This is a genomic window from Kitasatospora sp. UYEF31 (assembly GCF_057291755.1).
In genome coordinates this window covers 1-24,944 of sequence record NZ_JBXAWK010000047.1, presented here as the reverse complement: position 1 = coordinate 24,944, position 24,944 = coordinate 1, and the positions used below count along the sequence as shown (strand labels likewise).

At 67.6% G+C, this 24,944-nt stretch carries 21 protein-coding genes; 15 read left to right on the top strand and 6 right to left on the bottom strand.

The features are described 5' to 3' along the window. Positions 1 to 17 precede the first annotated feature (17 nt). From AC0Z36_RS21725 to AC0Z36_RS21715, 3 genes are all read left to right on the top strand, one after another. On the top strand, positions 18 to 1,064 hold the full coding sequence (locus AC0Z36_RS21725) for a nucleoside triphosphate pyrophosphohydrolase (RefSeq protein ID WP_485464666.1): 1,047 nt from the start codon (positions 18 to 20) through the stop codon (positions 1,062 to 1,064). A gap of 226 nt (positions 1,065 to 1,290) precedes the next feature. Then, positions 1,291 to 1,446 carry a type II toxin-antitoxin system RelE/ParE family toxin gene (locus AC0Z36_RS21720; RefSeq protein ID WP_485464665.1) on the top strand — a complete coding sequence of 52 codons (156 nt, stop codon included), beginning with the start codon at positions 1,291 to 1,293 and terminating at the stop codon, positions 1,444 to 1,446. 75 nt (positions 1,447 to 1,521) lie between these two features. Continuing rightward, entirely contained in the window at positions 1,522 to 1,845 is a 324-nt protein-coding gene (locus AC0Z36_RS21715; protein ID WP_485464664.1) for a helix-turn-helix domain-containing protein, read from the top strand. Positions 1,846 to 1,904: 59 nt separating this feature from the next. Here the strand turns inward: AC0Z36_RS21715 and AC0Z36_RS21710 are convergent, their stop codons facing one another. From AC0Z36_RS21710 to sdhC, 5 genes are all read right to left on the bottom strand, one after another. Next, the gene (locus tag AC0Z36_RS21710) at positions 1,905 to 3,623 is read right to left on the bottom strand and encodes an MFS transporter (protein WP_485464663.1); all 1,719 of its coding nucleotides are present in this window, start codon (positions 3,621 to 3,623) and stop codon (positions 1,905 to 1,907) included. Positions 3,624 to 3,991: 368 nt separating this feature from the next. Further along, complete coding sequence (locus tag AC0Z36_RS21705; protein WP_485464662.1) at positions 3,992 to 4,762, bottom strand: succinate dehydrogenase iron-sulfur subunit; 771 nt, start codon at positions 4,760 to 4,762, stop codon at positions 3,992 to 3,994. Beyond that, positions 4,762 to 6,519 (bottom strand): succinate dehydrogenase flavoprotein subunit, encoded by a 1,758-nt coding sequence (gene sdhA, locus AC0Z36_RS21700; RefSeq protein ID WP_485464661.1) that lies wholly within the window; start codon positions 6,517 to 6,519, stop codon positions 4,762 to 4,764. Before sdhA ends, AC0Z36_RS21705 begins: the two co-directional genes overlap by 1 nt. A gap of 158 nt (positions 6,520 to 6,677) precedes the next feature. Continuing rightward, positions 6,678 to 7,139 carry a succinate dehydrogenase hydrophobic membrane anchor subunit gene (locus AC0Z36_RS21695; RefSeq protein WP_485464660.1) on the bottom strand — a complete coding sequence of 154 codons (462 nt, stop codon included), beginning with the start codon at positions 7,137 to 7,139 and terminating at the stop codon, positions 6,678 to 6,680. Between the two features lie 6 nt (positions 7,140 to 7,145). After that, on the bottom strand, positions 7,146 to 7,526 hold the full coding sequence (gene sdhC / locus AC0Z36_RS21690; RefSeq protein ID WP_485464659.1) for a succinate dehydrogenase, cytochrome b556 subunit: 381 nt from the start codon (positions 7,524 to 7,526) through the stop codon (positions 7,146 to 7,148). A gap of 289 nt (positions 7,527 to 7,815) precedes the next feature. Here sdhC and AC0Z36_RS21685 point away from each other — a divergent pair, with 289 nt between their 5' ends. From AC0Z36_RS21685 to AC0Z36_RS21640, 10 genes are all read left to right on the top strand, one after another. After that, positions 7,816 to 9,744 carry a methylmalonyl-CoA mutase family protein gene (locus AC0Z36_RS21685; RefSeq protein ID WP_485464658.1) on the top strand — a complete coding sequence of 643 codons (1,929 nt, stop codon included), beginning with the start codon at positions 7,816 to 7,818 and terminating at the stop codon, positions 9,742 to 9,744. Then, on the top strand, positions 9,741 to 11,933 hold the full coding sequence (gene scpA, locus AC0Z36_RS21680) for a methylmalonyl-CoA mutase (RefSeq protein WP_485464657.1): 2,193 nt from the start codon (positions 9,741 to 9,743) through the stop codon (positions 11,931 to 11,933). The genes AC0Z36_RS21685 and scpA overlap by 4 nt, the downstream gene beginning before the upstream one ends. A gap of 180 nt (positions 11,934 to 12,113) precedes the next feature. Beyond that, complete coding sequence (gene meaB, locus AC0Z36_RS21675; RefSeq protein WP_485464656.1) at positions 12,114 to 13,112, top strand: methylmalonyl Co-A mutase-associated GTPase MeaB; 999 nt, start codon at positions 12,114 to 12,116, stop codon at positions 13,110 to 13,112. A gap of 286 nt (positions 13,113 to 13,398) precedes the next feature. Beyond that, a complete protein-coding gene (locus AC0Z36_RS21670; protein WP_485464655.1) occupies positions 13,399 to 14,613 on the top strand; it encodes an amidohydrolase in 1,215 nt (404 codons plus the stop codon). Positions 14,614 to 15,067: 454 nt separating this feature from the next. Then, positions 15,068 to 16,195, top strand: coding sequence for a BMP family lipoprotein (locus AC0Z36_RS21665; protein ID WP_485464654.1), 1,128 nt, complete (start codon positions 15,068 to 15,070; stop codon positions 16,193 to 16,195). Positions 16,196 to 16,397: 202 nt separating this feature from the next. Beyond that, positions 16,398 to 17,978, top strand: coding sequence for an ABC transporter ATP-binding protein (locus AC0Z36_RS21660; protein WP_485464653.1), 1,581 nt, complete (start codon positions 16,398 to 16,400; stop codon positions 17,976 to 17,978). Then, the gene (locus AC0Z36_RS21655; RefSeq protein ID WP_485464652.1) at positions 17,975 to 19,276 is read left to right on the top strand and encodes an ABC transporter permease; all 1,302 of its coding nucleotides are present in this window, start codon (positions 17,975 to 17,977) and stop codon (positions 19,274 to 19,276) included. The genes AC0Z36_RS21660 and AC0Z36_RS21655 overlap by 4 nt, the downstream gene beginning before the upstream one ends. 38 nt (positions 19,277 to 19,314) lie before the next feature. Further along, a complete protein-coding gene (locus AC0Z36_RS21650; protein ID WP_485464651.1) occupies positions 19,315 to 20,640 on the top strand; it encodes an ABC transporter permease in 1,326 nt (441 codons plus the stop codon). Between the two features lie 4 nt (positions 20,641 to 20,644). After that, the gene (locus tag AC0Z36_RS21645) at positions 20,645 to 21,028 is read left to right on the top strand and encodes a cytidine deaminase (protein WP_485464650.1); all 384 of its coding nucleotides are present in this window, start codon (positions 20,645 to 20,647) and stop codon (positions 21,026 to 21,028) included. Positions 21,029 to 21,121: 93 nt separating this feature from the next. Then, entirely contained in the window at positions 21,122 to 22,393 is a 1,272-nt protein-coding gene (locus tag AC0Z36_RS21640) for a thymidine phosphorylase (RefSeq protein ID WP_485464649.1), read from the top strand. A gap of 62 nt (positions 22,394 to 22,455) precedes the next feature. Here AC0Z36_RS21640 and AC0Z36_RS21635 read toward each other — a convergent pair whose 3' ends face one another. Then, positions 22,456 to 22,803: a hypothetical protein gene (locus AC0Z36_RS21635; RefSeq protein WP_485464648.1), complete on the bottom strand. Its 348-nt coding sequence runs from the start codon at positions 22,801 to 22,803 to the stop codon at positions 22,456 to 22,458. A 216-nt stretch (positions 22,804 to 23,019) separates the two neighbouring features. On the opposite strand from AC0Z36_RS21635, the gene AC0Z36_RS21630 reads away from it, so the two are divergent. Both AC0Z36_RS21630 and AC0Z36_RS21625 read left to right on the top strand, forming a co-directional pair. Continuing rightward, entirely contained in the window at positions 23,020 to 24,135 is a 1,116-nt protein-coding gene (locus tag AC0Z36_RS21630) for an adenosine deaminase (RefSeq protein ID WP_485464647.1), read from the top strand. 188 nt (positions 24,136 to 24,323) lie between these two features. Beyond that, complete coding sequence (locus tag AC0Z36_RS21625) at positions 24,324 to 24,656, top strand: hypothetical protein (RefSeq protein WP_485464646.1); 333 nt, start codon at positions 24,324 to 24,326, stop codon at positions 24,654 to 24,656. Positions 24,657 to 24,944 lie beyond the last annotated feature (288 nt).

The window sequence follows — 24,944 nt, the reverse complement described above, 5'->3', positions numbered from 1 at the left end:
GCTCTATCGTTGGCAGGGTGACCAGCGCAAACGAGCCCACCGGCCGCCTCATCCTGCTTTCCTCCACCCACCGGACGGCTCCTGGCCTGCTCAGCCGCCCCGCCTGGCGGGAGCTCGAGCTCGCCGACCGGGTGCTGGCCGGGGACCCGGCGCACCCGCAGCTCCAGCCCGTCCGCGCCGCCGGGGTTTCGGTGGAGGTGGTCGAGTCGGCCGACGCGCGCCGGCTCGCCCGTACGCTCCTCGACTCCGCCGAAGGACGGCAAGTCGTCTGGATCGCCGGTGTCGACGGCGACCCCGACCTCGGTCCGGCACTCGCCCAGGAGGCTGCCAACCGCGCTGAGGCGGGCGGGGCCCCGGAGATCGAACTCGTGCCCGGCTCCTGGGACCTGCCCGGGTCCCGGGTGCTCGACCTCGTGGCGGTCATGGACCGGCTGCGCTCGCCGGGCGGCTGCCCGTGGGACGCCGAACAGTCGCCCGAGTCCCTAGTGAAGTACCTGGTCGAAGAGTCGTACGAACTTGTCGACGCGATCGAGTCCGGGGACCGCGAGCACCTGCGCGAAGAGCTCGGTGACGTCCTGTTGCAGGTGGCCTTCCACGCCCGGATCGCCGAGGAGCACCCGGACGACCCGTTCACGATCGACGACGTGGCCGGTGGCATCGTGGACAAGATGATGAACCGTCACCCCCATGTCTTCGGCGACGTGCACGCGCCGACGTCCGACCACGTCGAAGCCAACTGGGAGCAGATCAAGGCGATGGAGAAGCCGGGTCGCGAATCCGTGGTGGACGGCGTGGCGCTGGGGCAGCCGGCGCTTTCGCTGGCCGCGAAGTTGATCTCCCGTACGGTCCGGGCCGGGGTGGACGTGCCGGTGCCGGGGGTGGTGGCGGAACCCGCCACCCCGGACGCCGCGGCGATCGGGGATCTGCTGCTGACCGTGGTTGACCTGGCCGGGCGGCACGGGGTGGACCCGGAGACGGCGCTGCGGGCGTCGGCGCTGCGGCACCGGGAGAGGATCCGGGCCGCCGAGGGGCAGTCGGTGCCGCGCGCTGACACGACCGGGTGATCCTCCGGCTTTCGACTTGGTGAAGAGCATGACCCTCTAAAGAATATTAGCTATCGCTAAACTTTGGCGGTGTGGATGGAGCCGGACCCGTGGGAGGTCTACCTCACCAAACCGGTCGAGGTGTGGCTCGATGAGCTTCTGGAGGCCGATCCGGACGCGCACCGTGTGGTGAAACCAAGCGGTCTACGCGCTTGCGCACAGCGGCCCAGCCCTCGGGCGCCCGTTGGTGGACAGGTTGAAGGGATCCCGTTACCCGAATATGAAGGAGTTGCGACCCTGCGCAAACCAGAGCAGCGCGGTGCGGGTCCTCTTCATGGTCGACCCGTGGCGGTCGACGATCCTGCTTGTGGCGGGCGACAAAGCGGGGAACTGGAAGAAGTAGTACGACGATGCGATTCCGCTCGCCGAGTCGTTGTATGAGCAGTATCTGCTCGACCGACGCAATGATGGAGGACCTGTGAAGGGATATACACGGTGGCGTGATTCCGGGCACTACACGGCTGCTGTCGCATCGGCCGGTGGGCAGGAGAAATTCGAGGCGGGCGTCCAGGGACTACTCAATGAGGCGCGCGCGTGGCGGCTTGCCGAACTCCGTAAGGAACGGGGCTTCACACAGGCGCAGGTCGCCGAGCGGATGGGGGTGACCGCCGGGCGAATCTCGCAGATCGAAGGCGGACAGGTCGCTGGGCAGGACGTGGTGGAGCGCTACATCGCCGCGATCGGTGGCAGCATGGTGATCATGGCGGTTTTCGGGGACGGAGAGTTCCGCAAGGTCGGCTGATCAGTGCGGCGTCTTCACCGGCCCCGGGCGCACCTCTCGGGGGCAGCGGAGCCCCGGCCTCAGTGCACCGGCACCGCGTCCGGGTCCTTCGCCGCCGCCCGCTTCGGCAGCGCGAACATCAGCGCGAACACGGCGAGCATTCCGGCGGTCAGAATCCACAGCGTGCGCTGGAACGCCGACGTGAAACTGTGCCCGGTCGCCTCCTCGCCTGTGGCAGCCATCGCCTTCCCCAGCGCGGCCACCGCCTGCGGGCCGGCTGTCGCGGGGCTGCCGTTCAGCGCCGCGCAACTCGCCGGAACCTGCACCGGGTCCTGCGCGTCAGCGCGGTCCTTCGCGCACTGCTTGAACCCGGCGACGAACTCGTCCTGCGCCGGACCGACGACACCGGCGGCGGTCAGCGCGGGCCTCAGCTCCGGCGCGGACTTGTCGACGCCCGCACTCATCCCGCCACTGACCAGGTTGAAGAAGAACACACCCGCGATGGCGATGCCCACCGCACCGCCCAACTGCTGGTTGGCGTTCATGACGCCGGAGGCCGAACCGGCGTCCGTACGGGGGACGTCGGACAGCACCAGGTCGGTGATCGGCGCGACGATGAGGCCCATCCCGAGACCCATGACCAGCAGCGCGGGGATCATCTCCCACGGCGTCACACCGGGGCCGTAGTGCCCGACGGTGAAGGCGTACGCGAAGAACCCGACGGCCAGGAAGAGCGCCCCCAGGTGCAGCACCCGGCGGCCCAGCTTCGGGACGAGGAACTGGATCGACAGAGCGGCGGCCGTCGACACGCCGATGGAGAACGGCACGCCGGTCAGCCCGGCCTTGAGCGCCGACCAGCCCAGGCCCAGCTGCATGTAGAGCGTCCAGACCAGGAAGAACATGCCCATGAACAGCTGGAACAGGAAGGTGACGCTCAGACCCGAGGCGAACGAGTGGACCTTGAACAGGACCATGTTGATCAGCGGGGAGTCGGCCTGCGCGGTCTTGCGGCGCTCGTACCAGAGGAAGGAAGCCAGGACCGGCAGGGACATCGTCATCATGATGAAGATCCACGTCGGCCAGCCGCGCTCGCGGCCCTGCATCAGCGGGAAGACGAGCAGCAGCAGACCCACCGTGACCAGCGCGGTGCCGGTCAGGTCCAGCTTGGTCGCCGCTTCGGACTTCGAATCACGTACGTAAAGGACTGTCGCGATCAGCGCGAAGATCCCCACGGGGATGTTCACCAGGAAGATCGGCCGCCAGTCGAGGCCGAACATGTCGGTCCCGATGATCACGCCGCCGAGGATCGGGCCGCTGACCGCCGCCATGCCGACGATCGCGCCGAACAGGCCGAAGACCTTGCCGCGCTCGTGCGCGGGGAACGTGACGTGGATGATCGCCAGCACCTGCGGCACCATGACCGCGCCGAACATGCCCTGGACCACCCGGCCGCCGATGAGCATGCCCGGAGTCGTGGCCAGCCCGCACAGCGCGGAGGCGACGGTGAACCCGACCATGCCGATCAGGAAGACCTTCTTGCGGCCGTAGATGTCACCGAGCCGGCCACCGGTGATCAGCACGACGGCGAACGCCAGGCCGTAGCCGGCGGCGATCCACTGGATGTCGCCGAAGGTCGCGCCCAGGTCGCTCTGGATCTCCGGGATCGCGACGTTGACGATCGTGACGTCGAGCAGGTCCATGAAGGCTGCGAACAGCACGACCGTCAGGGCTATCCAGCGCTTCGGGTCGGGCACGACTTCAGCCGGGCCGCCCGGCTGCGTGTCGGTGGTGGTGGACATGAGTGGACGACCTGTTCTGTCCGGCTTGCTGCAGCCGGAGGGAGAGGGGACCGGAAAGTTGGTGTCGGGGACAATCCTCGTCCATCGGACCGACGTCAGCTAGCGCAGTCCACCCACCAGGGAAGCTGCGAGATTAAGGGATGCGTGGGAGTTGCGGCAAGGTGGACACGGTGCGGCCCACCTGCTCAGACCGGTGTGTGGCAGGTCCGGAACGCCGAAGGGCACTGGCTTGACAGCCGGGGCCCTCCGTACGGAATTCAGCAACGCCGAAGGGCCCCGGCTTAAAAAACCGGGGCCCTTCGTACGGAATTCAGCCGGTCAGGCGCGACGGCCGCGTGTCATGCCGACCGGACCGCTCCCCGCTCCGCTCAGACGCGACGGTAGAGAAGCGCCCGCTTCACTTCCGCGATCGCCTTCGTGACCTCGATGCCACGCGGGCAGGCCTCGGAGCAGTTGAAGGTCGTACGGCAACGCCACACGCCTTCCTTGTCGTTCAGGATCTCCAGGCGCTGCTCGGCGCCCTCGTCGCGCGAGTCGAAGATGAAACGGTGCGCGCTGACGATGGCGGCCGGGCCGAAGTACTGGCCGTCGTTCCAGAACACCGGGCAGGACGACGTGCAGCAGGCACACAGGATGCACTTGGTGGTGTCGTCGTACTTCGCGCGGTCCTCCTGCGACTGCAGGCGCTCCCGCGTCGGCTCGTTGCCCTTGGTGATCAGGAAGGGCATCACGTCACGGAAAGCCTGGAAGAACGGCTCCATGTCGACGATGAGGTCCTTCTCGACCTTCAGGCCCTTGATCGGCTCGACCGTGATCGGCTTGGTGACGTCCAAGTCCTTGACCAGGGTCTTGCAGGCAAGGCGGTTGACGCCGTTGATCCGCATGGCGTCCGAACCGCAGATGCCGTGCGCGCACGAGCGACGGAACGTCAGCGAACCGTCCTGCTCGCCCTTGATCTTCATCATGGCGGTCAGGATGCGCTCGGTCGGCTCGGCGAGGACCTGGAAGTCCTGCCAGCTCGGCTCCAGGCCGCTGTCCGGGTTGTACCGGCGGATGCGCAGCGTGATGGTGATCATCGGGATGTCGCCGGCCACGGGGGCGGGGGCGGCGTCCTGCTTCTCAAGCGTGGGGGTGCTCATCAGTACTTCCGCTCCATCGGCTGGTAACGGGTGAAGGCGACCGGCTTCCAGTCGAGCCGGATGCCGTAGTCACCCTTCGCGTCCGCCTCGCGGTACGCCATCGTGTGCTGCATGTACTTCTCGTCGTCCCGCGTCTGGAAGTCCTCGCGGGCGTGTCCGCCGCGCGACTCCTTGCGGTTCTGCGCGCCCACGACGAGGACCTCGGCGAGGTCGAGCAGGAAGCCCAGCTCGATGGCTTCGAGCAGGTCGGTGTTGAACCGCTTGCCCTTGTCCTGGATCGACACGTTCTTGTAGCGGGCCTGGAGGATCTTGATGTCCTCGTAGGCCTGCTTCAGCGTCTCCGCGTTGCGGTAGACGCCGGCGTTGTCGTCCATCGTGCGCTGCATCTCGGTGCGGATGCTCGCGACCCGCTCGGTGCCGTTGCTGTCCCGGAGGTTCTCGATCATCGCGACCACGTCGTCGGCCGGGTTCTCCGGCAGTTCGACGTACTCCGCCGTCTGCGAGTACTTCGCGGCGGCGATGCCGGCGCGGCGGCCGAACACGTTGATGTCGAGCAGCGAGTTGGTGCCCAGGCGGTTGGCGCCGTGCACGGACACGCACGCGACCTCGCCGGCCGCGTACAGGCCGGGGATGACGGTGGTGTTGTCCGCCAGCACCTCGGCGTCCACGTTGGTCGGCACGCCGCCCATCGCGTAGTGCGCCGTCGGGTACACCGGTACGAGCTCGGTGGTCGGCTCGACACCGAGGTAGGTCCGGGCGAACTCGGTGATGTCGGGGAGCTTCTCCTCGATCTGCTCCGGCGGCAGGTGCGTCAGGTCGAGGTAGACGTAGTCCTTGTTCGGACCCGCGCCACGTCCCGCGCGCACCTCGAGCACCATCGACCGGGCGACGATGTCACGCGGCGCGAGGTCCTTGATGGTGGGGGCGTAGCGCTCCATGAAGCGCTCACCCTCCGAGTTGCGGAGAATCCCGCCTTCGCCGCGGGCGCCCTCGGTGAGGAGGATGCCCAGGCCCGCCAGGCCCGTCGGGTGGAACTGGTAGAACTCCATGTCCTCCAGCGGGATGCCCCGGCGCCACGCGATGCCCATGCCGTCGCCGGTGAGGGTGTGCGCGTTGGAGGTGGTCTTGAAGACCTTGCCGAAGCCGCCGGTGGCGAAGATGACGGCCTTGGCCTGGAACACGTGGATCTCGCCGGAGGCGAGCTCGTACGCGACGACACCGGCGGTGTGCTGGTTGCCGTCCTCGTCCGTGGTCAGGAGCAGGTCGAGTACGTAGAACTCGTTGTAGAACTCGACGTTCTGCTTGACGCAGTTCTGGTAGAGCGTCTGCAGGATCATGTGGCCGGTGCGGTCCGCGGCGTAGCAGGACCGGCGGACGGCCGCTTCACCGTGGTTGCGGGTGTGACCGCCGAACCGGCGCTGGTCGATGCGACCGGCTTCGGTGCGGGAGAAGGGCAGGCCCATCTTCTCCAGGTCGAGTACGGCGTCGATCGCTTCCTTGCACATGATCTCTGCGGCGTCCTGGTCGGTGAGGTAGTCACCACCCTTGACCGTGTCGAAGGTGTGCCACTCCCAGTTGTCCTCTTCGACGTTGGCGAGGGCCGCGCACATGCCGCCCTGGGCCGCGCCGGTGTGGGAACGCGTGGGGTAGAGCTTGGTGAGGACTGCCGTACGGCTGCCCTTGCTCGCCTCGAGGGCGGCGCGCATGCCGGCGCCACCGGCGCCGACGATGATCGTGTCGTACTTGTGCGTCTGCATCGCTGCTCAGGTCCTCTGGAGAAGTGCGCCCGATTCCGAAAACGGAAGCGCGGTCGTCAGCTGCCGATGTTCGGGTCGAACGTGCTGTGAACCATGGCGGCTGACGCCGCGGATTCCACACCCCGACTCGAACGATTCGTGGAGCGCGGCCATTCGGGTCAGCTGCCGATGTTCGGGTCGAACGTGAAGATCACCAGCGTGCCCAGGAACAACACGACGATCGCCGACACGTAGAGCAGCATCTTCAGCCAGAACCGGGTGGAGTCCTTCTCGGCGTAGTCGTTGATGATCGTCCGCAGGCCGTTCATGCCGTGCAGCTCGGCGAGCCACAGCATGATCAGGTCCCAGGACTGCCAGAACGGGGACGCCCAGCGACCGGCCACAAAAGCGAAGCCGATCTTGGTGACACCACCGTCGAGCACCAGCTGGATCAGCAGGTGGCCGAGGACGAGCACGACCAGGACGATGCCGGACAGCCGCATGAACAGCCAGCTGTACAGCTCGAAGTTGGTCTTCGTGGACTTCGGGGTGCGCTTGGTGCGCAGGCGCGGCGGCTCAAGGTTGAGCTTGGCCGGCTCCGAAGCAGTCTGCAGGTAGCCCTGTTCGAGGGAGTTAGTCATGTTTGATCAGCTCCCGAACAGCGTCTTGATGGAGTGCTGAAGGATCGGGTAGAACGCGCCGGCCATGAGGATGGTCCACAGTGCCATGACGAACCAGAACATCTGCTTCTGGTAACGCGCGCCATTCGCCCAGAAGTCCACCGCGATCAGCCGGAGGCCGTTCAGCGCGTGGAACAGGATGGCCGCGACCAGCCCGTACTCCATCAGGTTGACGAACGGGTGCTTGTAGATCTCGATCGTCTTGTCGTAGGCGTCAGGGGAGACGCGGACGAGCGCAGTGTCGAGTACGTGAGCGAACAGGAAGAAAAAGATGAGGACGCCGGTGACTCGATGAGCCACCCAGGACCACATGCCTTCCCGGCCGCGGTAGAGCGTTCCAGCCGGCACGGAAACTACCCTCCGAGTGCGGTGAAGATGGCGGCGCGCCGGCTGGGGGTTCCGGACCCTTGCTGTCGGTCGGCCCGGCCGGGTCTGGTCCTCCGGCCGCTGGCCATCGTAGCCACGGTTGTGACCCGCATCCCTGTCGGGGCGCGGCATGTGATCCATTCCGCATGAGTTAGGGAACCGAACGGGTGAAAAATCAGGCCGGTCACCCGTTGGTACTCACCACCGCAGCGACTGATGTCACATCCGGCCGCAGTGTCGGTCTTCAGGGGCTGTCCCTACTATGCGGAGCATGACGGACGCTACTGCCGACAACGGCGCGCGTACCGGTTCCACCTTCGCAAGCCAGTTCGCGCAGCCCTCGCGCGAACAGTGGCGGAAGCTGGTCGCCGGCGTGCTCCGTAAGTCGCGGGTGATCGGTGAGAACGACACACCGGAACACCCCGAGGACCTGCTCGCGACCACTACCTACGACGGCATCACGCTGTCCCCGCTGTACACGGAGACCGACGCCGTGCCGGGCGTACCGGGCCTGGCCCCGTACGTCCGTGGAGCCAGGGCCGCCGGCAGCAGTGCCGACGGCTGGGATGTCCGCCAGCTGCACGCCGACCCCGACCCCGCAGCCACGGCCGAAGCGGTGATCGCCGACCTGGAGAACGGCGTGTCATCCGTGTTCTTCCGTACGGGTGACGGCGCGGTCGACCCGGCTGACCTGCCGCGCATCCTCAAGGACGTGCTGCTCGACCTGGCCCCGGTCGCCCTCGAACCGGGTGCCGGCTTCGAGGCCGCCGCGCAGGCGCTGCTTCAGGTCTACCGGGACCGTTCCGTGCCGGTGAACGACGTCCGCGCCTCCCTCGGCGCCGACCCGGTCACCGTCGCCGCCCGCACCTCCGCAACTGCCGACCTCGCCGGGGCAGCCGCGCTCGCAGCACGAGTCAAAACCGAATTCCCGCAGGTCAAGGCCATCGTCGCGGATGGTCAGCCCTATCACGAGGCAGGCGCTTCAGACGGGCAGGAACTGGGTGCGGCAACCGCCGCGGGCGTCGCCTACCTGCGGGCCCTCACCGCAGCGGGACTGAGCACCGACGACGCTTTTGCGACCGTCGAGTTCCGCTTCGCGGCCACCGCCGACCAGTTCGGCACGATCGCCAAACTCCGCGCGGCCCGCCGGGTGTGGGCCAGGGTCGCCGAGGCGTCCGGCGCTTCGAACGGCGCACAGAGCCAGCACGCGATCACGTCCTGGGCGATGACCACGCAGCGTGATCCGTGGGTCAACATGCTCCGCACCACCGTGGCGTCCTTCGCCGCGGGTGTCGGCGGTGCCGACGCGGTGACCGTACGTCCGTTCGACGCGGCCATCGGCCTCCCGGACGCCTTCGCCCGCCGCATCGCCCGCAACACCCAGTCGCTCCTCCTGGAGGAGTCGCACATCGCCCAGGTCATCGACCCGGCCGGCGGCTCCTGGTACGTCGAATCGCGTACGGAGGAACTCGCCGCCAAAGCGTGGTCCTTCTTCCAGGAGATCGAACGCACTGGCGGAATTCTCACAGCGCTGTCCACTGGCTGGCTGGACGAGCGGTTCGCCGCGACCCGCACGGAGCGGACGACGGCCCTCGCCCACCGGACCGACCCGCTCACCGGGGTGAGTGAGTTTCCCAACCTCACCGAGAAGCCGGTCGAACGCGCGCCTGAGAAACCGTACGACGGCGGTGGCCTGCCGCGCCTGCGCTATGCCGAGCCCTACGAGGCACTGCGCGACCGGTCCGACGCGATTCTCAGCAAAACCGGCAGCCGACCCGCGGTCTTCTTCGCCACCCTCGGCCCGGTCGCCCAGCACACCGCGCGGGCCCAGTTCGTCCGCAACCTCTTCGCGGCCGGCGGCATCGAAGGTCCCGAAGCCGGGACCCCGACCGAGATCAAAAGCCTGATCAGTGCGTACGGGTCCGCAGGCGCGCCGAAGGTCGCTGTCCTGGCCTCCTCCGACAAGATCTACGCCGACCTGGCGGCTCCCGCTGTCGAAGCATTGAAGGCAGCGGGCGCGGAGTTCGTCTGGCTCGCCGGGGCGGCGAAGAAGTGGGCGGCCACCGGCGCCGACGGGTATGTGTACGCCGGGTGCGACGCACTCAAGACGCTCGATCAGACGTACGCGACCTTGGGAGCGGACCACTCAGCGGACCTCTCAAGCGCAGCCGACATCCTCACCGGGGGAGACGCACAGTGAGCATCCCCGATTTCACCACCATCGACCTCGGCAAGCCCGAACCCGCCGACGCGACCGCCTGGAAAGAAGCCGTCCGCGCCGCCACCGGCAAGGACGCCGAGGAGCTGACCCGGGAGACGCCTGAGGGCATCCCCGTCAAGGCGCTCTACACAAACGAAGACCTCGACGGCGTCGACTTCTTGAAGACGTACCCGGGCATCACGCCGTACCTGCGCGGTCCCTACGCGACCATGTACGTCAACCAGCCGTGGACCGTCCGGCAGTACGCCGGATTCTCCACCGCCGAGGAGTCGAACGCCTTCTACCGGCGCAACCTCGCAGCCGGTCAGAAGGGCCTGTCGATCGCCTTCGACCTGGCCACCCACCGGGGCTACGACTCCGACCACCCGCGCGTCTCGGGCGACGTCGGCATGGCCGGTGTCGCCATCGACTCGATCTACGACATGCGACAGCTGTTCGACGGCATCCCGCTCGACCAGATGTCCGTGTCGATGACGATGAACGGCGCGGTGCTGCCCGTACTCGCCCTCTACATCGTCGCGGCGGAGGAGCAGGGGGTGGCACCGGAACAGCTCCAGGGGACGATCCAGAACGACATCCTCAAGGAGTTCATGGTCCGCAACACCTACATCTACCCGCCGAAGCCATCGATGCGGATCATCTCCGACATCTTCTCGTACACCTCGCAGAAGATGCCGAAGTTCAACTCCATCTCGATCTCCGGCTACCACATCCAGGAGGCCGGAGCCACGGCCGACCTGGAGTTGGCGTACACCCTCGCCGACGGCGTGGAGTACCTCAAGGCCGGCATCGAAGCGGGGATGGACGTCGATACGTTCGCGCCGCGACTGTCCTTCTTCTGGGCGATCGGCATGAACTTCTTCATGGAGATCGCCAAGATGCGGGCCGCGCGCCTCATCTGGGCCGACCTGGTCCGGGGCTTCGACGCGAAGAACCCGAAGTCCCTTTCGCTGCGCACCCATTCGCAGACATCCGGGTGGTCGCTGACAGCGCAGGACGTTTTCAACAACGTCGTCCGCACGTGCGTTGAGGCGATGGCTTCAACCCAGGGCCACACCCAGTCGCTGCACACCAACGCGCTCGACGAGGCGCTCGCTCTGCCGACTGACTTTTCCGCGCGCATCGCCCGCAACACCCAGCTGATGCTCCAGCAGGAGTCGGGCACGTGCGACGTCATCGACCCGTGGGGCGGCTCGGCCTACGTCGAACGGCTGACGTACGACCTGGCGATGAAGGCCCGCGAGCACCTGGCCGAGATCGAGAAGGCCGGCGGTATGGCCGCGGCCATCGACGCCGGAATCCCGAAGCTCCGCATCGAAGAGGCGGCCGCCCGCACCCAGGCGCGCATCGACTCGGGCCGCCAGCCGCTGATCGGCGTGAACAAGTACCTCGTTGAGAACGACCAGCCGATCGACGTGCACAAGGTCGACAACAAGGCCGTACGGGAAGGGCAGTTGGCCAAGCTCGCCCGCCTCCGCGCGGAACGCGACGACGACGAGGTCGCCCGTACGCTCGCAGCCCTGGCCGGCGCGGCCGAGGCCGACATCGCCGGTCAGAAGCCGAACGACCTCGAACACAACCTGCTCAAACTGGCGGTGGACGCGGCCCGCGCGAAGGCCACCGTCGGGGAGATCTCCGACGCTCTGGAGCAGGCGTACGGCCGTCACCAGGCGACCATCCGCACGCTCACCGGCGTGTACCGGGAAGAAGTGGGTGCCTCGGTGGACGTGGACCAGGCCCGTGTGCTCGTCGAGCAGTTCGAGGAAGCGGAGGGCCGTCGCCCGCGCATCCTCGTCGCCAAGATGGGTCAGGACGGCCACGACCGAGGCCAGAAGGTGATCGCCACCGCGTTCGCCGACCTCGGCTTCGACGTGGACGTGGGCGCGCTGTTCCAGACGCCGGAGGAGGTCGCCCGCCAGGCGGTGGAGGCCGACGTGCACGTGGTCGGCGTCTCCTCGCTGGCCGCGGGCCACATGACCCTCGTCCCGGCGCTGCGCGAGGAACTGGCCAAGCTCGACGCGGGCGACATCATGGTCGTGGTCGGCGGCGTCATCCCGCCGGCGGACGTCCAGCCGCTGCTCGACATGGGCGCGGCGGCGGTCTTCCCACCCGGCACGGTGATCTCCGCGGCCGCGGTGAAACTGCTGAAGAAGCTGACGGCCCAATAAGAGGCCACGCGCGACGATCCTGGGGCTTCCGGGGCACTGTGCTCATCGCTGGGCGCCCCGCAAGCCCCAAGATCGTCGCAGCTGGCACGTTCCGGCAATAACGATCTTGGAGTTTTCAAGGCAAGGGGCGCCCTGCGAACTCCAAGACCGATATCGCCGTCATTCGCGAGGATGCTTCCCATGGCCCGCACAATCGACGTCGACACCTACGCCGAAGGCGTGCTCACCGGCAACCGCACCCTGCTCGCCCGCGCGGTGACGCTGGTCGAGTCCACCCGGGCCGACCACCGCGACCTCGCGCAGCAACTCCTGGTCAGGCTCCTCCCGCACGCCGGGGGAGCGCACCGGGTCGGCATCACCGGTGTGCCTGGTGTCGGCAAGTCCACCTTCATCGAGACCATGGGCACCCGGCTGACCGCCGCCGGGCACAAGGTCGCAGTGCTCGCGGTGGACCCCTCCTCGACCCGCACCGGTGGCAGCATCCTGGGCGACAAGACCCGGATGGGCCGCCTGGCCGTCGACCCGGACGCGTTCGTACGGCCTTCCCCCACATCAGGCACGCTCGGCGGCGTGGCCAGGGCGACCCGGGAGACCATCGTGCTGATGGAAGCGGCGGGCTACGACGTCGTACTCGTCGAGACCGTCGGCGTCGGACAGTCCGAGACCACCGTCGCCAACATGGTCGACTGCTTCCTCTTCCTGACCCTCGCACGCACCGGCGACCAGCTCCAGGGCATCAAGAAGGGCGTCCTGGAGATGGCCGACATCGTCGCGGTCAACAAGGCCGACGGGAACCACATCGACGACGCGAAACTGGCCGCCCGCGAACTCGCCGGGGCGCTGCGGCTGATGCGCCGGTCCACCGACCTGTGGCACACCCCCGTACTGACCTGCTCAAGCCTGTCAGGCGACGGCCTCGACGAGCTGTGGGAGACGGTCCTGCACCACCGCAAAGTGCTCGCCGACTCCGGCGCGCTGGAGGAACTGCGCCGCAAGCAACAGGTCGACTGGACGTGGGCGATGGTGCGGGACACCCTGATGGCCGAACTCCGGGCCGCACCGGAAGTTCGCGGAATGGTCCCGGAACTGGAACAGCGGGTACGGGACGGCTCGCTGACTGCGACGCTGGCTGCAACGCGGATCCTGGACGCTTTTCTCAAGCCGGGCTCCAAGCGCTGAGGGCTCCGTCACCTTCGCTTCGCTCAGGTGTCGTCGCTTCCTCAGCGCGTCGCCCGGAAGGGACGCGTCCTCCGGACGCGCTCCCTCGCTTCGCTCGGTCGCCTCGTGGTGGATCGGCTGTGTTCGCTGCGTGCCCCGCGTCACTAAGGAGTGCTGCCATGTGGGCCAATCGTCATACCCACAGTCATGTCCACGTATGCACCTGGACACTGAATAAATTTCCCCCTAACGAGGGTAATTCCCGCTGTGCCGCGTCGCGGAGGGTCATGGAAAGTACCCTGGGCCAGTGAGTGAATCCCTGTCAGGCGCACCGAACTCTCCTGCGGGGCCCCGGACATCCGCCCGGGTCGCCGCTTATCACGATGAGCTGATCGCGTTCCGGCGCGACCTCCACATGCACCCTGAGCTGGGCCGGGAGGAGTTCCGTACGACCCGGCTCATCGCCGCGCGGCTGACCGCCGCAGGCCTTGTACCGCGCCTTCTCCCCGGCACCGGACTCACCTGTGACATCCCCGCGTCGATCCCGTCGAACGACGGGATCATCGCGTTCCGCGGCGACATCGACGCGCTTCCTGTTGAAGACATGAAGGACGCGGCGTACAGATCGACGGTCTCCGGGGTGTCCCACGCGTGTGGGCACGACGTCCACACGGCCATCACTCTGGGGACCGGTCTCGTGCTGGCCGAACTGTCCCGGGAGGGTCTGCTGACCCGCCCGGTGCGGCTCATCTTCCAGCCGGCCGAGGAGAAACTGCCCGGCGGCGCCCTCGACGTCATCAAGGCCGGCGGCCTGCGCGGCGTCACCGAGATCCACGCGGTGCACTGCGACCCCAAGGTCGAGGTCGGTACGGTCGGGCTGCACGTCGGCGCGATCACCTCGGCCTGCGACCGCCTGGTGGTCAGCCTGTCCGGGCCCGGCGGCCACACCGCCCGGCCGCACCAGACGACCGACCTGATCACCGCACTGGCCAAACTGGCCGTGGACCTGCCGCTCGCGCTCTCCCGCCGGGTGGACCCGCGGGCCGGCATGAGTGTGGTCTGGGGCCGCATCGAGTCGGGCTCCGCCCCCAACGTCGTGCCGCAGTACGCGGAACTGGAAGGCACTCTGCGGTGCCTCGACATCAACGCGTGGCGTGGTGCGGCGGACCTGATCACCGAGTTGGTCGACACGATCGTCGCGCCCTTCGGCGCGAAGTGGGAGCTGGCCCACCACCGGGGCGTGCCGCCGGTGGTCAACCAGGCCGACGCGGTGGCGGCGATGCGCACGGTGGCGACCGGGGTGCTCGGCCCGCACGCGGTGCAGGGCACCGAGCAGTCGCTCGGCGGCGAGGACTTCTCCTGGTATCTCGAGCGGGCCGTCGGCCAGATGACCCGCCTGGGGGTCCGCACTCCGGGTGAGGCGCCGTACGACCTGCACCAGGGCCGGTTCGATGTGGACGAGCGGGCGATCGGTCTGGGCGTGCAGTTGTTCGCCGGGCTGGCGCTGCGGCCGTTCAGGTGATCCGCAAGTCAGCCGGAGACCCGCGGACCGCCCGAGGGTGACTTCGGCCGGCTGAGATCCCCATCACAAGGAATGTCCGTCCTGCGTCTCGCATGGCGGACATTTTTTCTTGCACCCCCCCTGTTGCCAATCCGATCGGTTATGTACGCTTCGGTCTGGTTCGGGCGCGTACATGCCCTGTGTTGATCATGTTTCTTTCGAAGCGTTGATCTTCGCGGGGCATCGTTGCGTTTCCGGCCCGTGATCGAAACGAGGTCCGGCGGTGTCCGGACTGCAACGTCCCTTAAGCACTCGGCTGCGCGCTTAAGTGGCGGTGATACGCCCGTTTCGGTCACTATTTTCATCTAATCGTTGAATCACCGTTGCCGCGTGTCTGTGACACGTGTCTTCAGTGCTCCGGACAAAACCACACAGCAGCGCCCGACAGGTGCGCTTCGAAAGAAGGAGACACCCCGTGCGTCGGGTGCAGAAACTGGCCGTAGTGGCCGTCAGCGCGACCTTTGCCCTCACCGCCACCGCGTGTGGCAGCAAGCCGGAAGACAAGAAGAACGACGCGACGAGCCCCTCCGCCGGTGCCAGCACCGCGGCCGGTACGGGTGCGGCGAAGAGCAACTTCAAGGCGTGCATGGTCACCGACATGGGCGGCATCGACGACCGCTCGTTCAACGCGTCCTCGTGGACCGCGCTGGAGAAGGCCAAGAAGGACCTCGGCATCCAGACGGCCAAGGCCGAGTCGAAGGCTGAGACCGACTACGCGGTCAACCTCAACAGCATGCTCGGCAACGGCTGCGGCATCATCGTGCCGGTCGGCGGCCTGATGGCCGACGCGACCAAGGCCGCCGCCGCGCAGAAGCAGGACCAGAAGTTCGCGATCGTCGACTCGAACTCGATCAAGCCGAACGTCCAGGGCCTGGAGTACAACACCGCCGAGGCCGCCTTCACCGCCGGTTACCTGGCCGCGGGCTACACCAAGACCGGGAAGGTCGCCACCTTCGGCGGTCTGAAGATCCCGCCGGTCACCGTCTACATGGACGGCTTCTGGGAGGGCGTGCAGCACTACAACCAGGTCAAGGGCAAGAACGTCCAGGTCCTGGGCTGGGACGAGAACAAGAAGGACGGCTCCTTCGCCGCGTCGTTCATCGACCAGGCCAAGGGCTCGCAGATCACCAACGACTTCGTGGCCCAGGGCGCTGACATCATCCTGCCGGTGGCCGGCCAGACCGGTCTCGGTGCCGCTTCGGCCGCGCAGGCGTCCGGTGGCAAGGCGAACATCATCTGGGTCGACACGGACGGCTTCGAGAGCGCCGCGACCTACAAGAGCGTCTTCATCACCACCGTCGCCAAGGACATCACCGGCGCCGTGTACAAGTCGGTGAAGGAGGCCAGTGAGGGCAAGTTCGACACGACCCCCTACATCGGCACCCTCGCCAACGGCGGCGTGAGCCTGTCCCCGTTCCACGAGTTCGACTCCAAGATCCCCGCGGAGCTGAAGGCCGAGGTCGCGAAGATCAAGGCGGACATCATCGCCGGCACCATCAAGATCAAGTCGACGAACCAGCCGACCGCGCAGCCCGCGAGCTGAATTTCCGTACCGGTTCTTCCTTGAGCCGCTGCTGAACCGGCGCCGCCGGCCACACCGGGCCGGCGGCGCCGCACGGGAGGCCGTTGAATCTTCAGCGGCCTCCTATCCCGTCACCCCGCCTGACGGCCCACCCGGCCCGCGACGGGGACCAAGCCCCCTTCCCACCCCACCCCCGCCCCCACCCCGGGGCGCTACCGAGGAGGTGACCGCGCTGAAGCTCGAATTGCGCGGAATCACAAAACGGTTCGGGACGCTGGTCGCCAACGACCACATCGACCTGACTGTCGAACCCGGCGAGATCCACTGCCTCCTCGGCGAGAACGGCGCGGGGAAATCCACGCTGATGAACGTCCTCTACGGGCTGTACGAGCCCACCGAGGGCGAGATCGTCATCGACGGGGAGCCCAAGGTCTTCAAGACCGCGGGTGACGCGATCGACGCGGGGATCGGCATGGTGCACCAGCACTTCATGCTGGTCCCGGTGTTCACGGTGGCCGAGAACATCATGCTCGGCCACGAGGAGACCCAGGCCCTGGGCTGGCTGGACCGCCGCCGGGCCAAGAAGAAGGTCCTCGACCTGGTCGAGCAGTACGGCCTGGCCGTCGATCCCGACGCTGTCGTCGAAGACCTCCCCATCGGGCTCCAGCAGCGCGCCGAGATCCTCAAGGCGCTGGTCCGGGACGCCAAGGTGCTCATCCTCGACGAGCCCACGGCCGTACTGACCCCGCAGGAGACCGAGGAACTGTTCACCGTGATGCGCGCACTGCGCGCCGCGGGGCACTCCATCGTCTTCATCACGCACAAGCTCAAAGAGGTCAGGGCGGTCGCCGACCGGATCACCGTGATCCGCCGCGGGAAGATCGTCGGCACCGCGGACCCGGCGTCCACCCCGAACGAGCTCGCCTCGCTCATGGTCGGCCGCCCCGTCGACCTCGTGGTGGCCAAGACCCCGGCTGAGCCGGGCACGGTCCGCTTCGAGCTCGACAACCTCACCGTCCTCGACGACTTCGGCCAAGCCGTGGTCGACCGGGTGAGCCTGGAACTGCGCGAAGGCGAGATCCTGGGCATCGCGGGTGTGCAGGGCAACGGCCAGACCGAGCTGACCCAGGCGATCCTGGGCCTGCGCAAGGTCGCCGCCGGTGCCATCCGCCTCGACGGCAAGGACATCAGCCACCTCTCGCCCCGCGAGAGCCTCGCCGCCGGTGTCGGCTTCGTCCCCGAGGACCGGCAGCACGACGGCATCGTCGACGACTTCAGCGTCGCCGAGAACCTGGTGCTCGACCTCATCGGAAAGCCGCCGTTCGGTTCGAAGCTCTCCATCGACCAGACAGCTGTACGGAAGAACGCGGCGCGGCGGGTCGAGGAGTTCGACATCCGCACGCAGACGATCGACACCCCGGCCGGCAAGCTGTCCGGCGGCAACATGCAGAAGGTCGTCGTCGCCAGGGAGCTCTCCCGGCCGCTGCGGCTGTTCATCGCCTCGCAGCCCACCCGTGGTGTGGACGTCGGTGCGATGGAGTTCATCCACCAGCGCATCGTCGCCGAACGCGACAGTGGCACCCCGGTGATCATCGTGTCGACGGAGCTGGACGAGATCGTCGCACTGTCCGACCGGATCGCGGTGATGTACCGCGGCCGGATCGTGGACATCGTCGAACCGACGGTCAGCCGTGAGCGGCTCGGCCTGCTGATGGCCGGGGTCAAGCAGTCGGACATCGAGCAGGCCACCGCTGAACAAGAAGAACCCGCAAGCCAAGCGCCCGGGGAGGAGGAGCAGGTATGAGTGACGCACCCGAGAAATCCGGTACGGCCACAGCGTCGGTGAGTGTGGACAAGAAGGCCGACGACAGCGGTAAGCCGTCGTTCGGCAAGGCACTCCTGGACGCTGTCATCACGGGCAACTCCGCCGTGGTGACCTTCCTCGCCTTTGTCCTGGCACTCCTGGTCGGCGCGGTCCTGATCGTCCTGTCGGACCAGGAAGTCCTCGACAAGTACCAGTACTTCTTCGCCGGCCCGGGCGATGCCCTGTCGGCTTCGTGGAACGTCGTGGCCGACGCGTACACCGCCCTGTTCAAGGGCGCGGTCCTGGACCCGAAGACCCTCGACAGCAACTACGCGCCGTACATCTTCGGACCGCTGTCGGAGACGGTCACCCAGGCCACCCCGCTGATCTTCGGCGGCCTGTCGGTGTCCATCGCCTTCCGGGCGGGTCTGTTCAACATCGGTGCGCAGGGCCAGATCATCATCGGCGCGGTGTTCGCTTCCTGGGTCGGTTTCGCCATGGACCTGCCGGTCGGGCTGCACCTGCTCCTGGTGCTGCTCGCGGGCATCATCGGCGGTGCCCTGTACGCAGGGCTGGTCGGTGTGCTCAAGGCCAGGTTCGGTGCGCACGAGGTGATCGTCACGATCATGCTCAACCACATCGCCGTGCTGATCCTGGGCTGGCTGCTGACGACCAGCACCTTCCAGCGCCCCGGTCAGCCGCAGCCGGTCGGCAAGAGCGCGCCGGACAGCGCGCACCTGCCCAAGCTGTTCGGTGACGACCTGCGGATCAACCTGGGCATCCTGATCGCGCTCGCCGCGGCCGGGTTCTACTGGTGGCTGCTCAACCGTTCGACGCTGGGCTTCCAACTGCGCGCGGTCGGCTCGAACCCGGACGCCGCGCGTACGGCGGGCATGAGCGTGGCCAAGACACAGACGCTGGCGATGGCGCTGGCCGGTGCGATGGCCGGTCTGGTGGGTGTCACCCAGCTGGTGGGCACTTCCAACCCGGGCTTCGGTCTGACGCCGGGCATCGACGCCGGACTCGGCTTCGACGCGATCACGGTGGCGCTGCTCGGCCGCACCAAGCCGCTGGGCACCGTCCTGGCGGCCCTGCTGTTCGGCGCACTGCGGGCGGGTGGCGCGACCATGCAGGCTTCGGCCGGCGTCTCGGTCGACATCATCACCGTCATCCAGGCGGTCATCGTGCTGTTCGTCGCGGCACCGCCGCTGGTCCGGACGATCTTCCGGCTGCGCGGCTCCAAGCGCGGCGGAGAAGGCGGCCTGGCCGCCAAGGAGACTGCGGGGGCTGTGGCATGAGCGAGCACGAGAAGGTATCCACTCAGGAAAGCGCGCCCGTGACGTCCTCTACCGACACCCTGGTGGCCATTCCGGAGACCGCGCGTCCCCACGAGGCCCGCGGCGAGGCCGCCGAGGTCCTCCAGGCCGCCGCCCGCAAGCGGGCGCTGGTCACCGGTCTCGGCTTCATCCTCGTCGGTCTGTACGCCCTGTGGGTCTTCGGCTTCGGTGCCGCGGACGGCGACGCGGTCTTCGGCATGAGCCTGGCCAACAGCGAGGGTCCCAAGCTCGGCGACCTGAAACTGCCGGCGCAGACCACCGCGATCGTGATGGCCGTGCTGGCGATGGCGGCCGGTGTCGCGCGCATCGTCTTCGACAAGTCGAAGGTGGCCGTACGGGCCAGCATCGTGGTCTTCCTGGTCGCGTTCATCGTGGCCTTCCTGACCTGGGCGGTCGCCGGAAAGCAGATGTCCTTCGCGGGTGTCCTGCAGAACATGCTGGTGGCGGCGGTTCCGCTGGTGCTCGGTGCGCTGGCCGGTGTCATCGGTGAGCGGTCCGGCGTGGTGAACATCGCCATCGAGGGCCAGTTCCTCTTCGGCGCCTTCGCCGCCGCGCTGACCGCTTCGGCGACCGGCTCCCTGTGGGCGGGCCTGTTCGCCGGCATGGCGGCCGGTGCGCTGATCGGCGCTCTGCTCGCACTGTTCGCGGTGCGCTACCTGGTGGAGCAGGTGGTCCTCGGTGTGGTGATCAACCTGCTGGTCACCGGTGCCACGGGCTTCCTGTACGCCCAGCTCCTGCGGCCGAACAGCGACAAGTACAACAACCCGGGCTACTTCGAGAACATCCGGATCCCCGGCCTCGCGGACATCCCGCTGGTCGGCCCGCTGCTCTTCGACGTGAACGTCATCGTGTACCTGATGTACGCGCTGGTCGTCGTCGTCCACCTCGGCCTGTTCTACACCCGCTGGGGCCTGCGGGCCCGCGCGGTGGGCGAGCACCCGACCGCCGCTGACACCGTCGGCATCAAGGTCAAGGCCACGCGCTACCGCAACGTCATGATGGCCGGTGCGATCGCCGGTCTCGGCGGCGCGTTCTTCACCATCGGCACGGTCGGCGCGTTCAGCAAGGACATGACTGCGGGCGCGGGCTACATCGCCCTGGCCGCGGTCATCTTCGGCCGCTGGCGGCCCACGGGCGCGGTGGCCGCGGCCATGCTGTTCGGCTTCGCGAGCGCGCTGTCCATCGCCCTGCAGCCGTTGAACACCCCCATCCCCAGCCAGTTCCTGCAGATGGCGCCGTACATCGCCACCGTCTTCGCAGTCGCGGGCCTGGTCGGCAAGGTCCGTCCGCCGGCCGCCTCGAACAAGCCTTACGTGAAGGGCTGACCCGATGACCGACTGGGAAGCACTGCGGTCCGCCGCGCGCGAAGCCATGGCCGGCGCCTACGCCCCCTACTCGAAGTTCCCGGTGGGGGCGGCGGCGCTCGTCGACGACGGCCGCACTGTGAGCGGTTGCAACGTCGAGAACGCGTCGTACGGGTTGACCCTGTGCGCGGAGTGCGGCCTCGTCTCCGCGCTGCACGCGAGCGGCGGCGGCAAGCTGGTCGCGTTCACCTGCTGCGACGGTGCGGGCAACCTGCTCATGCCGTGCGGCCGGTGCCGTCAGCTCCTGTGGGAGCACGGCGGCGCGGAACTCCAGGTGGACACCTCCCGCGGTGTCCGTCCGCTGAGCGAACTGTTGCCGGACGCCTTCGGCCCCGACGACCTCGCGTAATCAAAGCCCATCGGTCATGTACAAAACGCCCCTGGACGATCTCCAGAAGGTCGTTCTGTACGTGATCCACGCAGCAAATTTAGGGATTTTCGCATGGACGCCATCTCTGTCATCCGCGCCAAGCGGGACCGCCAGGTCCTGACCGACCCTCAGATCGACTGGGTGATCGACGCCTACACCAAGGGCGTTGTGGCCGACGAGCAGATGAGCGCGCTGGCCATGGCGATCTTCCTCAACGGCATGAACGCGGGTGAGATCAGCCGCTGGACCGAGGCGATGATCAAGTCCGGCGAGCGCATGGAGTTCTCGGCGCTGTCCCGGCCGACCGCGGACAAGCACTCCACCGGCGGCGTCGGCGACAAGATCACGCTGCCGCTCGCGCCGCTGGTCGCCGCGTGCGGCGCGGCCGTTCCGCAGCTGTCCGGGCGGGGCCTGGGCCACACCGGCGGCACGCTCGACAAGCTGGAGGCGATCCCGGGCTGGCGCGCGTCGGTCACCAACGACGAGATGATGCGCATCCTGGAGGACGTCGGCGCGGTCATCTGCGCCGCCGGTGACGGCCTCGCGCCCGCGGACAAGAAGCTCTACGCGCTGCGTGACGTCACGGGCACCGTCGAGGCGATCCCGCTGATCGCGTCCTCCATCATGAGCAAGAAGATCGCCGAGGGTACGGGTTCACTCGTACTCGACGTGAAGGTCGGTTCCGGGGCGTTCATGAAGGACCTGGACAACGCCAGGGAGCTCGCCCGCACGATGGTCCGCCTCGGCACCGACCACGGCGTGAAGACCGTCGCGCTGCTGACCGACATGAGCGTGCCGCTGGGTCTGACGGCCGGCAACGCCCTGGAGGTCCGCGAGTCGGTCGAGGTCCTGGCCGGCGGTGGTCCCGCGGATGTCGTCGAGCTGACGGTCGCGCTGGCCCGCGAGATGCTCGCAGCCTCCGGCGTCAAGGGCGGCAAGGACCCGGCGCAGGCGCTCAAGGACGGCTCGGCGATGGACGTCTGGAAGCGCATGATCCGCGCCCAGGGCGGCGACCCGGACGCGCTGCTCCCGGTCGCCCGTGAGACGCACACCGTGGTCGCCGAAACCTCCGGCGTGCTCACCGGGCTGGACGCGTACGCCGTCGGCGTCAGCGCCTGGCGCCTGGGCGCGGGCCGCGCCCGCAAGGAGGAGATCGTGCAGGCCGGCGCCGGTGTGGAGATCCACGCCAAGCCGGGTGACACGGTCACCGCCGGGCAGCCGCTGCTGACCCTGCACACGGACACCCCGGAGCGGTTCGACTACGCGCTGGCGGCGCTTGAGGGCGGCGTGAAGATCGGTGGGACGTACGTGCCCACTCCGCTGATCCTGGACCGCATCATCTGACGTTTCACTGCCCGGCCCTCCTGCGCGCCCCTGCGTAGGAGGGCCGAGTGCTCAGGACGTGGTCAGTAGTCGACTGAGCTGTCGGCACTGTCAGCGTCGTAGTGTTCCTCTTCTTGCTGGTCCTCGGTTGTTTTCAGCCGGTTGTGCCACAGCTTGCCCTGAATATCGGCGGCTGGCTGGTAGACCGCGCCGTCGGTGACGCCCGGAAAATCGGCGATCGCGTCGAGGAAACCCTGTGCGACTCTGCGACGGTTGGCCTGGTGCAGGTTCCATTCGGGGATCAGGGAGGGGCGTCCCCTGCCCGGGATGAACCGGTGGGCGTGGAGTTCCCGGTCGGTCGGGATACGGACCGTCGGGTCGGCGGCCCTTTGGAGGGCCGATCGCGTGCCAGGCCGGAGCCTTGTGGGCACCCAGGACGATTCCTGAGTTTCGGGATGGTCGCCTCGAATGGCTCGAAGTGTCTCAAGGTTAGTGGGTCGATCCGGCCTGACGCATACTCAATAAGCAGTCCCGCTTGGGAATTCATGGGATATGAGAAAATCCGGCCGGCCTGGCCCGCGGTGTCGTCAACGGCAGTGCGGGGAGGGAGTCGCGCACAGGTTCCCCTCAATGGTTAAAGTCCCGTTATGTCGCACACCAGCAAGACAATCCCGACCCTGGAGCAGATCCTCCGGGCACCCAAGGTTCTGCTCCACGACCACCTGGACGGTGGCCTGCGCCCCGCCACGGTCATTGAGCTGGCCGCGCAGGCCGGTTACACCGGCCTCCCCACCACCGATGTCGTGGAACTCGGCGCCTGGTTCCAGAACGCCGCCGACTCCGGCAGCCTGCCCCGCTACCTGGAGACCTTCGCGCACACCTGCGCGGTCATGCAGACCCCCGAAGCCCTCCAGCGCATCGCCGCGGAGTGCGCCGAGGACCTGGCCGCCGACGGTGTCGTGTACGCGGAGATCCGCTACGCCCCCGAGCAGCACCTCGAAGCCGGGCTCAGCCTCGACCAGGTCGTCGACGCGGTCAACGAAGGTTTCCGTGAAGGCGAGCGGCGGGCCGTCGCCGCCGGCAACCGGATCAAGGTCGGCGCCCTGCTGACCGCGATGCGGCACGCGGCCCGCTCGCTGGAGATCGCCGAGTTGGCCAACCGGCACCGCACCAACGGCGTCGTCGGCTTCGACATCGCCGGTGCCGAGGCGGGCTACCCTCCCACCCGCCACCAGGAGGCGTTCGACTACCTCAAGCGGGAGAACAACCACTTCACCATCCACGCCGGCGAGGCCTTCGGCCTGCCGTCGATCTGGGAAGCCCTGCAGTGGTGCGGCGCCGACCGCCTGGGCCACGGTGTCCGGATCATCGACGACATCACGGTCAACGACGACGGTACGGTCGAGCTGGGGCGGCTGGCCGCCTATGTCCGGGACAAGCGGATCCCGCTGGAGATGTGCCCCACCTCCAACCTTCAGACCGGTGCCGCGGAGTCGTACAAGGACCACCCGATCGGGTTGCTCCGCGACCTTTACTTCCGGGTGACGGTCAACACCGACAACCGCCTCATGAGCGGCACCTCGATGACCCGCGAATTCCAGCACCTCGTCGAGGCGTTCGGGTACGGCCTGGACGACCTGCAGTGGTTCACCGTCAACGCGATGAAGTCGGCGTTCCTGCCGTTCGACGAGCGGCTCGCGATGATCGACCAGGTCATCAAGCCGGGGTACGCGACGCTGCGCTCGCAGTGGCTCTTCGACTAACCCGTCGATTGGTTGCGTCCGACAGCTGAATTCACTCTTACGAGTGCATTTTGGCTAAACCGTTTTCCCGCTTTTGGCCCAATCTGTGGGTAAAGGTCGCTTGCATACCTAGTGTCAGGTTCGCTACGTTTCGCCATCACCTGACCACTAGGCGTGGCTATGCCGCGTTCGTGATGTTGAGGATGAATATGCGATCGGTTACGCGTACAGCGGCTGTCACGGCCGGACTCGGTGCTGCCCTCCTCGGCGGCATCGGGCAGGCCTCGGCCGGCCCGGCCGGAACAGTTGACGACAACTCGCTGCACAGCGTGTCCAGCACGGCGACGGAACAGGGCGGTCTGGCCAAGCCGTTCCCCGTCGCCGCCGCCACCGACACTGTGCCGACGGGGAATCTGACGCAGGGCGTCCAAGGGACGGCCACCAAGGCGGTCCCGCAGTCGGGCACGCTGTCCCAACTTCCCGTCCCCACGGACAAGCTGCCCAAGGTCGAGGCAGTGCCTGGAGTCCCGAAGCTGGCCTGATCCTGATTCAGGACGCTCATGCTCAGACGCGCTGAGGGGCCGGCACGGGAGGCTCCCAGCAGTTGAGGGATCCGGGTGACCCGTCAGGGGATGCCCACAGGACCGCGCCGCACGCTTCGTCCAGCGTGCGGCGCGGTCCCATGTGCGCAGCCGGACGCCGCTCGCTGATCCGACCTGGATCTTCAGCGGCCGCCTAGGTCCTGTCTGGAATTCGGATCATGAATTCGGCGCGATGCTGCGGAGCCAGAGCATCGCGCCGCACAGGTGGAGTCCGGCTTCGTAGCTGGC